This is a genomic window from Cellulomonas telluris (assembly GCF_004886325.1).
Lineage (GTDB): Bacteria > Actinomycetota > Actinomycetes > Actinomycetales > Cellulomonadaceae > Cellulomonas > Cellulomonas telluris.
Map to the genome: position 1 here is coordinate 1 of NZ_QXFN01000064.1, position 576 is coordinate 576.

Annotated in this window: 1 protein-coding gene; it reads left to right on the forward strand. The window is 71.2% G+C overall.

Translation table 11 applies throughout. From position 1 onward, the window contains the following. Positions 1 to 260 precede the first annotated feature (260 nt). The coding region (locus FB586_RS18755) for an iron chelate uptake ABC transporter family permease subunit (RefSeq protein WP_222928403.1) at positions 261 to 576 on the forward strand (316 nt) is incomplete at its 3' end.

Below are 576 nucleotides of genomic sequence, written 5' to 3' on the forward strand. Positions count from 1 at the left end.
GGTAGACCTGCGCCAAGGTGCGGCGGGTGTCACCGCCGCTGTCGTGCTCGTGCTCGAGCTCCGGCGCGGTGTCGCGAGAGCGCGCACGTCCGCTCATGGTCTTGTCCTGTCAGCCACGCGGTAACGATAATCGATGTCGTCACCAATGGGGACCCCGAAGTCCACGACCCCGGGACTCGGCTGTCGACCGGTGTCGCTAGCCTGTCGCTGTTGCGACCAACTTGCAACAAGGCCTGCAATCGACGACCGGGGGAGTGCGCGTGGCATCGGACACCCTGACGTCCCTCGACGTCCTCGGACTCGTGCGCGTCAGACGCCGCACGTCCGCCTGGGTCGTGGGCCTGTCCGTGGGGCTGCTCGCGACCGTCCTCGCCGGGGTCGGGATCGGGGCCGTCGCGGTCCCGGCCGCGACGGTCGCCGAGGTCGTCGGACACCACGTCCTGGGGTGGCCGGGGGAGCGCTCCTGGTCCGCACCCGTCGACGCGATCGTGTGGCAGGTGCGGCTCCCGCGGGTGCTGCTCGGCGTCCTGGTCGGAGCCGGCCTGGCGATCTGCGGCGTCACGCTCCAGGCGATGG